This is a genomic window from uncultured Streptococcus sp. (assembly GCF_905372115.1).
Classification (GTDB): domain Bacteria; phylum Bacillota; class Bacilli; order Lactobacillales; family Streptococcaceae; genus Streptococcus.
In genome coordinates this window covers 1-9992 of the sequence record NZ_CAJPNR010000063.1, presented here as the reverse complement: position 1 = coordinate 9992, position 9992 = coordinate 1, and the positions used below count along the sequence as shown (strand labels likewise).

Annotated in this window: 11 protein-coding genes and 2 pseudogenes; 1 reads left to right on the top strand and 12 read right to left on the bottom strand. The window is 43.2% G+C overall.

Annotated features, from left to right (window positions below; all coding sequences use genetic code 11):
* Positions 1 to 207 precede the first annotated feature (207 nt).
* Positions 208 to 789 (top strand): annotated as a pseudogene (locus QZ169_RS11080) (DUF6796 family protein); the annotation flags it as partial.
* Positions 790 to 979: 190 nt separating this feature from the next.
* Here QZ169_RS11080 and QZ169_RS11075 read toward each other — a convergent pair.
* From QZ169_RS11075 to QZ169_RS11020, 12 genes and pseudogenes are all read right to left on the bottom strand, one after another.
* Positions 980 to 1723, bottom strand: a complete 744-nt coding sequence (locus QZ169_RS11075; protein WP_295507051.1) for a GNAT family N-acetyltransferase — start codon at positions 1721 to 1723, stop codon at positions 980 to 982.
* 20 nt (positions 1724 to 1743) lie between these two features.
* Positions 1744 to 2442, bottom strand: a complete 699-nt coding sequence (locus tag QZ169_RS11070) for a 3-oxoacyl-ACP reductase (RefSeq protein ID WP_295507050.1) — start codon at positions 2440 to 2442, stop codon at positions 1744 to 1746.
* A complete protein-coding gene (locus QZ169_RS11065; protein WP_002899859.1) occupies positions 2435 to 2671 on the bottom strand; it encodes a DUF2829 domain-containing protein in 237 nt (78 codons plus the stop codon). Before QZ169_RS11065 ends, QZ169_RS11070 begins: the two co-directional genes overlap by 8 nt.
* A gap of 130 nt (positions 2672 to 2801) precedes the next feature.
* Positions 2802 to 3260, bottom strand: a complete 459-nt coding sequence (locus QZ169_RS11060) for a GNAT family N-acetyltransferase (RefSeq protein ID WP_295507048.1) — start codon at positions 3258 to 3260, stop codon at positions 2802 to 2804.
* 16 nt (positions 3261 to 3276) lie between these two features.
* Positions 3277 to 3702 carry a GNAT family N-acetyltransferase gene (locus QZ169_RS11055; protein ID WP_295507046.1) on the bottom strand — a complete coding sequence of 142 codons (426 nt, stop codon included), beginning with the start codon at positions 3700 to 3702 and terminating at the stop codon, positions 3277 to 3279.
* 63 nt (positions 3703 to 3765) lie between these two features.
* Positions 3766 to 4776, bottom strand: a complete 1011-nt coding sequence (locus QZ169_RS11050; RefSeq protein WP_295507044.1) for a S41 family peptidase — start codon at positions 4774 to 4776, stop codon at positions 3766 to 3768.
* 71 nt (positions 4777 to 4847) lie between these two features.
* Positions 4848 to 5117 (bottom strand): hypothetical protein, encoded by a 270-nt coding sequence (locus QZ169_RS11045; protein ID WP_295507042.1) that lies wholly within the window; start codon positions 5115 to 5117, stop codon positions 4848 to 4850.
* A 44-nt stretch (positions 5118 to 5161) separates the two neighbouring features.
* The gene (locus tag QZ169_RS11040) at positions 5162 to 6562 is read right to left on the bottom strand and encodes an amino acid permease (RefSeq protein ID WP_295507040.1); all 1401 of its coding nucleotides are present in this window, start codon (positions 6560 to 6562) and stop codon (positions 5162 to 5164) included.
* A 66-nt stretch (positions 6563 to 6628) separates the two neighbouring features.
* Positions 6629 to 7453: a hypothetical protein gene (locus tag QZ169_RS11035; protein ID WP_295507038.1), complete on the bottom strand. Its 825-nt coding sequence runs from the start codon at positions 7451 to 7453 to the stop codon at positions 6629 to 6631.
* Positions 7450 to 7773 carry a PadR family transcriptional regulator gene (locus tag QZ169_RS11030; RefSeq protein ID WP_128835803.1) on the bottom strand — a complete coding sequence of 108 codons (324 nt, stop codon included), beginning with the start codon at positions 7771 to 7773 and terminating at the stop codon, positions 7450 to 7452. Before QZ169_RS11030 ends, QZ169_RS11035 begins: the two co-directional genes overlap by 4 nt.
* Positions 7774 to 7929: 156 nt before the next feature.
* Positions 7930 to 9924: an ABC transporter permease gene (locus QZ169_RS11025; protein WP_295507035.1), complete on the bottom strand. Its 1995-nt coding sequence runs from the start codon at positions 9922 to 9924 to the stop codon at positions 7930 to 7932.
* Positions 9924 to 9992, bottom strand: a pseudogene (locus tag QZ169_RS11020) (ABC transporter ATP-binding protein); the annotation flags it as partial. The gene QZ169_RS11025 and the pseudogene QZ169_RS11020, both read right to left, overlap by 1 nt.

The window sequence follows — 9992 nt, the reverse complement described above, 5'->3', positions numbered from 1 at the left end:
TTAGTCCTCTCCAGATTATAACTTCTCATCAACCCACTACAGTTGACAAAGAGCCCAAAAATCAAACATTTCCCACACTTTCTGAAATCATTTCATCCCCTTACATAGAAAGCAGACACCATTTTATAGCCTCTAGGCATTTCGAGACTTGCTTCCGTAACAAACCTTTGGTAAAATGTTAGCAACACAAGTCTAAAGGAGGCGCTTATGACTCAAAAAACGATCCGTCGCTGGGCTCCCTGGTCTATTTTAGGAAGCTGGCTGATTTATGTTGCAGATATATTGATTGCTATCTCTGACGGTTTTGGAAAGGGATTTTGGCAGCACATGCCTGATTTAGCAGCTTGGAAAGTTGATTTTGCAGGCTATGCCTTACTTCTTTTCCCGCTTTTAGGAATGGGCGTCTATATCCTCTCTATCGGGCTGAGACAAAAATGGCTAGGAATAGTAGGAGCTTGGATTCTCATGACTGTCTGTGTTTTCCTCCACACCAGCTATTTCTATTTTGCCGCCACTTCGCGGCTGTATGCCCATAATCCCTCTGCCGATATTGCAAAATTACTAGAAAGCTTTTCAATAGTGAAAAATAACTTTCTGCTTATTTATTTCGTACTTATGGCTGTACTTCTCCTATTTATTGTTATCCTCGTTTTGAGTAAGAAAACGGCTTACCCGCGCTGGTTTGCCCTAACAACTCCCTTAACAGGAATTCTCCTTAGTCGGCTACTCAGCGCTATTGCACCAGCCCTTCGCGAAATGCTTTCTCCTATTCTCATTCCCGCCTTTTGGTTTGCTTTAATGATAACAATAGCCATGATTTTTGCCCTAAAGGACAAAAACTTTACCAACAAGGAAGCAAGTAGCTGTCCTGAAAATTCAGTTCTCCATTTTCCTTAGCATACAAACAGAAATCATCATCTAGCTCTTCTGATTTCACAGCCTCAATGATATATTTTAAGAAATAGGTTTGGTTTTTTCTTCATTGGTCAAAAGTCCCTTTCCATTCATAAGCTGGATAAGCTCCTAGGCACTGATAGCCCAAGCTTTCTGCGACTTTTTTGGAGGCTTCATTGTGCGCATCCCATAGAGGAAAGAGTAAGCGTTTTTGAGCTTCTAAAATCATCTGGGCACCTAAAATTTTGGCCAAGCCCTGTCTTTGGTAGGCTGGCTTGGTGGCAATTTCAATCTCAAGAGCCCCATGATAGACCAATCCTGTCGATACGCCAGCTATGATTTCCTCTCCTGAATAGAGTAAAAAGCCAAAGCCACCCGCCGCTTGAAAATGGTCAAAATCGGAAAAATCACCCTGCAAATCCTGAGACCAGGCTTCCTCAGCCAAACGCTCATAACTCTCCTTATCAATCAGACAAAGGTAGTAGTTTGCAGGTAGCCTGCGCTGCCATTTCTCCAAAGCCTCTGTGTCAAAGGCAACCCTGTCCGCAAAAGCATAGCGAGTAAACTTGCCCAACTCACTCTGACTATCCAAAAACTCTTGCCAGCTGGGCTCCTCGGAGATAATGATCTTGTCAGCCAAGCTGTATTTTGTGCTATAATCCTGCCAAAAATCCGGATCCACCTGACCAGCCGGAAAGATGAAATTTCCTAGTTGGTAAAGGCAGGATGTCTCAGGCGCGTTCATAAAGAACTGCCCTAGACCAGCATCCAAACCGTAAATTATCATATTTTTGGTCCAGGATTGGAAAAGGTTCTTAGCTTTTTTCATTGTTCGCATCCTTCATTCACTTACTTCAAACTCCAGCCACCGTCGATTTTGATAATCTCGCCCTGCATAGCAACTGCCTTGCCACTGGCTAGAAAGAGGCTGAAGTCTGCCACTTCTTGAGGATCCAGCCAGCGCTTGATCGGCGTTTCCTCAGCAACCCAGTCTGCCAGTCCGCCTGGCTCAAAATCTGCGGCAGTCATGTTTGTCTTGACAGCGCCTGGCGCCAAGCCAAAGACTTGGATATTTTTATCCGCATAGTCCAAGGCTATCTGCTTGGTCAGGCCAGCCAGAGCATGCTTAGAGGCTGTATAGGCAGCACCGCCACCGCCAGCCAGAAAGCTAGCAATTGAGCACATGTTAATGATGATACCGGACTTTTTCTCCAGCATTTTCTGCAGGTAAAAGCGAGTAATTTTCATAGTCGCGGTCAGATTAAGAGCAAAAATCTGCTCCCAGTCCTCGTCACTGGTCTCGTGCAGGGGACGATAATCGTCCAAAATACCTGCTGTATTACAGAGAATATCCACCTCGGGCAAGCTAGTGAAGAGCGGTGTCAAATCACCCGTCAAATCCAGCTTGACAAAACGTAGCTCATTTAGAAAGCCAGGATTTTCATCCTTGTCCACCCCATAAACCCGGTAGCCATTTTCCAAAAAGGTCAGAGCCTGAGCTCGGCCGATGCCAGAGCTAGCTCCCGTCACCAGTACCGTCTTAGTCATCTACTTCCACCCAATCTGTCGCGAGGACATCACAAGGAGTCGGACTCCACATGGAGAACCCCTCCCCTTCACCTGAAACATTGATGAGGAAATAAGGTGTCACCTCAAGAGCCACCCCATTCTGCTCAATCGTGTCAAAGAGCTGGACGTAGTTCTCTGCCCCACCCCAGCCTGTACGCACATATTTTTTCTTGGCCTTAAGGCCTGGTAAAATTTCTTCAAATGTCATAGTTTTCTCCTTTTGTTTATTGGTAATCATTTACAAATTCTCTGCTAGTCTTCAGCAGTCATAAGTATATTGGACGACTTTTGCTTGACTGTCAACAGGTTTATCTGCTACTTTGCAACAAAGTCTAAAATTAGACCTTCTTCACCATCTCCACAAAGAGATGAATATCGCCATTGCTTTCCTGCGGAATGCGCCTCACCACTTCAAAGCCCATGTTGAGATAAAGCTGCTGGGCTCGGTGATTGAAGTCAGCCACGTATAACCTGATGACTTGGGGTGCAAAATTTTCTATGATAAAGTCCAGAATTTCCTGCAAGAATGTAGCACCCTGACCTTTTCCGCAGTGCTCCGGCTTCATCCCCAAACCAAGCTCCAAAATTCGCTCTCCTTTCTGCTCTAAGCAGAAAAATCCATAGAGTTCTCCTTCTCTCAGAACTTGATAATAATGGTCTCCACGCGCTTCTGGGGAGACCATTTCTTCATAATCCTCCAGGTCATTTTTCATGTCATAAAAATCATAAGGTGCCTCGTAATGCCAGTCCTTAGCAATTTCCAAAGCATGCTGCTGGGTTAGTTGTTCAATCATCATCTACTCCTCCTTTTCTCTAAAATTCCCAATAAAAGCGTTTTTGGTCTGCTTTTTCGCTGCAACCAAGACTGCGGTAAAATTCATGGGCTGATGGGCGGGAAATGCCTGAATTAATCCGAATTCCTGTGTAGCCTGCTGCTTTTCCCTCTTCACGCAAAGCTTGCATCAGCGCTCTGCCATGTCCCTGCCCTTGAAAATCCTGAGCGACGGCCAAAGCCAAGAGATTGAGTAAGGACGGGAAATAGAGACAGTCGTAGCTAGCCGCATGAGCGTAGCCTATGACCTGACCGTCTTCTTCAGCTACCAAAATCAAATGCTGGTCATTCTCTAGTAACTTTTTCAGTTGATTCTCCGTCGCTTCCCTATCGAAGTCATAGCCCAGGCACTCAGCATTAAGCCGCTGAATGGCTGCGGCATCTCTTAGTTTTACTTTACGAATCATGTGTCACCTCGTTCTATTCTTTATTATAGCAGAAAAGCAGTCTTTTTGACTGCTTTCAATGAACTATTCTCTCATCTGTCCCTTCAACCAAGACTCCGCCTCTTCTAAAGGCTGGTCTGTTAGGACATCGGGCTGAATTGCCTCATTCTCATAAAGCTTGTCCGTGCGATCTAGGATACTCGAAGTAGTCAAGAGCAAAACCGCTCCATCATATAGTTGATAATAATTATTTCCCGTAGTATAGCTTGCCGTTGGCTGACCAAATATTTTAACATTTTCCAGTCCCTTAAAAGCTAAAACAGTCATCTCTCCTGAGCTACCTGTCTTCCCATTGGTAAGGACGGCTATTGGCGCTTTCTTTGCTTTCTTATCAGTCTGCTCCAGACCAAGCTGCTTCAGAACATCTAATCGCGAAACCGCGCTCTTGCTTCCATTTTTTTCAACGAATTGGAAGAGGTCTTCATCAGGCAAAAGAGAGGACAGGCCCGCAATCATCGGATACATATTCCCGCCGGTATTATCTCTCAAATCCACAAGAACCGTCTGATAGTCATCCTTTTTAAGAGCTGCTGACAGTTTCTTGGCATAAGCCTTCGCTGCCTGTGCATCACCAGTAAAAGCAGGAACTTTTAAATAGAGAATATCCTCCCGATTCTGCACTTCAGGCTGGTTTTTGCTTTCTGGACTATTTTCGGGATTATCCTGTGGACTTAAAAAATAAGAATGCTTTCCGCCAGCCTCTTTGGTTAATTTTTCCAAGACAGGATAGGTGTCTTGATAAGTCTTGGCTGATTCAAGCTTCTCCAAGGCTTTCTTCTTCTCATTTTCCCAATCTTTATCCGTATAAAGACCGAAATCAAGCTTTTTTACAACCGAGCGAGCGTAGTCATGCGGACTTGGTGGAAAAAGAAAAATTCCATAGTCTGGACCAAAGTAGGCCAGAAAACCTATTAAAAGAGCAAGCAAAACCAGTACTTTCCCCAAGCAACCTAAAAGGACTTTTTTCATAATTGCACAACCTTTCTTGTGAGGATTTCTGAGCTGATTATAGCAAAATAGAGACACGTTTTCCATGTCTCTACCTTACATTTATCATCGTCAATTTTACATTTTTGTAAGATTATTTTATTTTAATCTACAAATGCTTATTTCCATCTCTCACTCTTGGAAAATGCAATCATTAAACCAGACCCAGCCAGAACTGCCAGAATAACAAGACAGATATTTTTCAGTGGATAGAGCCAGTCTTTATTTTCCTCATGCCACCTTGACTTCCAAAGCCCGACATACTCAGCATGCATATCTTCAGGCTGGTTCAGCTGAATATTGATCACAATCGCTAGTAAGATCAGGGCAAGCAAAGCAAAGGCAAAGAGCCAGATTTTCTTCTTTTGGCTTAGGTTAAGTTTTTTCATTCTTTTCTATCTTCTTCTTTCTCTTTAATATCGATACTTTATCCCTACTCATCTTTTACAGCGATTTCAGAGTTTCGATAGCCATAGAAGGCATAGATGAGACTTCCCAGCGCTAGGGCAATGCCAAAGGCCTGCCAAGTTTCCTTGGTGTACTGAGTCATAAAGGATAGGCAGATAATAATGGACAAGATAGGCGTCAGAGGCACCAGAGGTGTCTTGAATTCTCCAGCTTTGGGCATTCCTTGATCTTTCCGCAATTTCAAGACTGCCACAGCCAATAAAATAAGATAGGCCAAGGTACAGATATTGAGGAAAGAGGCGATGCTAGCCAAGGGGAAGATACCGGCACAGACAGCTGAGGCAATCCCTACTAAAATCGTTGCATTCTTTGGTACCCGACTGGTCTCTGTCAATTTTTTGAAAGAGCGAGGCAAGAGACCATCACGCGCAATACTGTAAATCATCCGCGACAGGGCGTAGGTCATGGAGATGCAGACCGTAATCAGAGTCAAAATAGCGACGACAGAGATATAGTTAGCTGCCCAGCCAAGTCCGACGCTGCGCAGGGCAAAGGCCACCGCATCAGAGACATCCAGCTTGCTATAGTGGACAATCCCAGTCAAGACCAAGGTCACCAAAATATAGAGAATGGTCACGATGCTCAAGGACAAAACAATCCCGCGCGGAACGTTCTTTTGGGGCTCCTTGATTTCATCGACCGCCATGGAAATGGACTCAAAGCCTAGAAAAGCAAAGAACATGAGTGAAGCCCCAGCCATGATGCCGACCTTACCGCCATAAATTTCTCCAAAACCAAAAGGTGCAAAGTTAGACCAATTTTCTGGCTTGATAAAGAAAAATCCTGCAATGATAAAGAGTGCCAAGGCTGAGAATTTCAAGACTACCAAGGCTGAGTTGAAGCGCAGGGCTGCCTTGGAGTTCAAAAGGACAACTCCCGTAACAAAGGCCAAGACCAGAATAGGCAGCAAGTCCACATAAGTACCTGCTTTTGGATTGAAGGTGCCATTCAGGGCTGCCGGTAGCTGGATACCAAAGCCGCTCAGCAATCCCTTCAGATAAGATCCCCAGCCAGAGGCAACACCTGAGATAGCGGTCATGAACTCCATGATGGTCAGCCAGCCAGCCAGCCAAGCAGGAAATTCTCCTAGAACCGCATAAATATAACTGTAGGCTCCACCATTGGCCGGAATCCGTGAGGCAAACTCAGCGTAAAAAAGGGCCGAAATACTCACACAAAGCGCTGAAATGACGATTGAGACAGTCAGAGCTGGCCCAGCATATTTGGCCGCTCCAGTCCCTGTAATAGTGAAAATTCCAGTTCCTACCATGGCTCCAATGCCAAGCAAAATCAGATCTGGAATTTTTAGATGTCGCCTCATACTAGTTCGTGACTTGCTAACATCTTTTTTACGAAAAATATCCATTATCATCTCCTCAAAAATATAGACGGTTCATTATATCACAAGTTTTGGCATTTAGAAACCGCAAAATTATTTCCGACCTTGCTTCCAACTATAAAAATAGAAAATAAGAAGCGATAGGCAAATTAGTCCGATAGGCAGAGCCACTGTCCATAAAGGATCTGTAATCTGCATTCTGTCTGACCAACGTTTAAGTAATCCAACTAGGAAAAGAGCAACAATCGGGATAAGCATCATTCGAAATAGAGCTTCTTTTTTGCTTAGAAAGATGGAAATAAGACTAACTAGGCTACCTAAAAGAATGACATCCCATGGCCAAGAGATGACAAAACCACCTACTCCCACCAAACTAGTTTCTGCTCCATATCTAAGTAAGACAGCCAGTATGATTGTTAAAGAACTAGCCAGCCATAATTGCCACTTTTTCCAATCTTCATAAATAGTCTTAGCCACTAAGTAAAAAATCACATTTACAACTACCAGCCCTAAAACTGTATCACTAAGGTAAACTAGCGGAGCGATTTGCAAATAAGATTTACTGGCAAAACTACTTAGGAGACGGAAGAAGACCAAAATGGCCCCCACCATCAAACTGATTTCGAATACTTGTCGCCTACTGATCCTAGGACTGTCTTTAACTAGTTCATCTGCCATTGCTTGAGGATTTTCACCGAAAAATTCTTGAGCAGTAATTCCATCCTTCTCAGCGTCCGAAAAATCCAGTACCATCTGATATAACTGTTCACGAATAGCCCCTTCGTCATGAAACAAAGAGGACGAAGCCATATAAACAATTAAATCATCAAAATAGGCTTTATTTTCAGGTTTTAAGTTCTGGACTGAGTCATTTGTTTTTTGAATGAGTTCCTGAATATTGTTTTTTTCCTGTTTCATTTGCTTTTTCCTCCTCTGACATTTGTGACATTAGTCAGCAGCCCTTCCCACTGTTGCCAGAACATTTTCAGATAGAGTCGTCCTTCCTTGGTCAGAGAAAAGTATTTCCTATCTGGTCCTTCTGGTGATGCTTTGAGCCGACTCCTAATGTAGGTTTTTTTCTCTAATTTCTGAAGTAAGGGATAGACTGTCCCAGCTACGATATTAAATCCTTTTTCATTTAATATTTGAATCAATTCATAACCGTAGATTTCTCTTTGCGAAATGATTTCCAAGACACAGCCTTCCAAGATTCCTTTTAACAGTTGCGTTTGCTCCATCCTCTCTCCTTTCATCTAATTTCAAATTTCTCTGTGAAAATTGACATCAACTAATATGCAATACATATTAGCTTTCTTACACTTAGTATAACACACTTCCACTACTTTGTAAAGCATAATAGCTGTATAAAAATAGAAGTTGGCAAACCCAACTTCTTACATTGAAATGATTTTACGATAACTACGCGATGTAATCGCAAAGACAATAATGTAGCTGATAAAGAAAATAGCACAGACTCCCAAGGTTACTGCTAACATTAAACTTGCGTTGAGCACGCCCAACATCTGTAAAATGAGACTGAGCATGTGATAGGCAAAAGCCAAATGAAGGAAGGCAAAGATTAGGGGCAGGAAGAAGACAGTCTGTACTTGTTTACGAATGGTCTTTCTAGTCTGTTGCTCGTCTAAGCCGACTTTCTGTAGGATGATGAAGCGGTCACGATCTTCGTAGCCTTCGGAAATTTGCTTGTAGTAGATAACCAGTACTGTTCCCATCATGAAGACAATAGAGAGGAAAATCCCTATAAAGAAGACACCACCCAGCATACCCTTAATTTCAAGTATACCAATCACACCAGTTTGACCGTGGACACCTCCGGCACCTTCTGGCAGGGACTGGTTGTAGTCCGCCATTTTCTTTTGATAGATCGTATCCAGCTTAGCCTTTTCATCTTCGGATGCTTCAATATCCAGACTACCATAGAGTACAGGATTAATAGCTTGCTGCTCCATTTGCGGAGCTAAGAGTTGATTAGGATCCTTGGCTACTAGATACAGCCCTTTAGGAATGATGATATTATACTCATCTGGAATCTTGTGAAAGATAAAATCTTCAGACAGGACTTTCTTGATCGTCAAGTTTTGACCAGCCAGCTGCAGAGGCTGCTTATAATCCAGATCCACTCCCTTGTTAAAGACAGCAACCTCATTTTCCTGCAAAGACAGATCCTTGCCTGTCAACTTTTCGTAATCCTCGCTGGAAAACATCAAGATATAGGTATTGGGTGACACAGTCCATTGTCCCTTAGGATAAATATCTAGGCTGTTACCCTCTTTTTTCTTGACCCCCATTGAATAAAACTGATAGGTCTCCTGTTGCTTGACCTTCAGCTGATTCTCTGCTACAAACTCTGTCAAGACCTGATCCAGCTGTTCTTTTTTTGCATTCACACCGCCATTGATAGAGAAATCATGCGGAAACATAAGTTTTTGCATATATTCCGCGCCAGAATAGATGTTCATACCGGCAGAAAAGGTCACTAGAACCATTGTCGATAGGATGGAAATAGTAGCCAGCCCCACTGCATTTTTCTTCATCCGATAAATAAGATTTGAGACGGAAATCATATTATTTGGCTGGTAGTAATACCTTTTGTTCTTTTGCAGAAGCTGCAGAAAGACTGTAATACCAGCGTTAAAGAGCAGGTAGGTTCCTAAAATGACCAAGAGGACTGCTCCAAAAAAGATGAAGATTGCTTCCATAGGATTCCGCACGGTCTGGGCCAGATAGTAGCCGTAGAGCAGAGCTGCCAGACCAATAAAGGTCTGTGTCAGTAAAAACCGGCTCTTCTTCTCTCCGCTAGCCTTTTCCTTAGCCATCTTCAGAGAATCAAAACGCAGAATTCGCCAACCATTAACAAAGACCAAGCCTGCAAAAATAAAGCCATAGAAAATAAAAACAAGAATCAAGACCGGTAGCTGGAATGTCGAAACCAGCACCACCTTGGTCCCCATGAGCTTGAGCAAAAAAGCATAAATCAGCTGGTCAAAGAGAACACCAATAGTCAGCCCCAAGCTTACAGCCACTAGCCCGAAAATCAGAAGCTCAATAAAGGTCATAACAAAGAGATGGCGTTTATTGAGACCTAGCATACCATAAAGCCCCAGTTCCTTGGAGCGATTCTTCATAACAAATTGATTGGCATAAAAGACAATAATTCCAGCTGTGATGTTCACAATAACAACCCCTAGGACCAAAACAAGGACAACAGAGCTGGCACCTGTCATTTTAGATAGATTGGGGTTAAAAGCCAAGGAGTTGAAAATATAAGAAATGGCTACAGCCACACAGGTAGCCAGTGCAAACGGATAATAGAGACGGCGGTTCTTAATCAGATTGGATACCGCCAATTTTGCTGCTAATCGAAACACTAGTCCTTCACCTCACTTGCCATAACTGTCAGAGTATCAGAAATCTCTTGGAACATCTGCCGCTCGGT